This is a genomic window from Sneathiella litorea (assembly GCF_009882915.1).
Lineage (GTDB): Bacteria > Pseudomonadota > Alphaproteobacteria > Sneathiellales > Sneathiellaceae > Sneathiella > Sneathiella litorea.
Window position 1 is genome coordinate 1 of record NZ_WTUW01000003.1, and the last position, 219, is coordinate 219.

Sequence of the window (219 nt, forward strand, 5' to 3'; positions counted from 1 at the left end):
TATGCGGTGTGATCGATCCCGGATGCGCCAGAACCTGGCCACGCTCAACATCTTCACGCTTCGTACCACGCAGGAGGACACCCACGTTGTCGCCGGCCTGACCCTGATCCAGAAGCTTGCGGAACATTTCAACGCCTGTGCAGGTCGTCTTCGTTGTCGGACGAATACCAACAATCTCGATTTCCTCACCAACTTTGACAATGCCGCTTTCAACACGAC

1 protein-coding gene is annotated in these 219 nt (G+C 55.3%); it reads right to left on the reverse strand.

Features of this window, described 5'->3' with window-relative positions:
* A partial coding sequence (locus GQE98_RS13880; RefSeq protein WP_246157352.1) for an EF-Tu/IF-2/RF-3 family GTPase occupies nt 1–219 on the reverse strand: 219 nt, incomplete at both ends.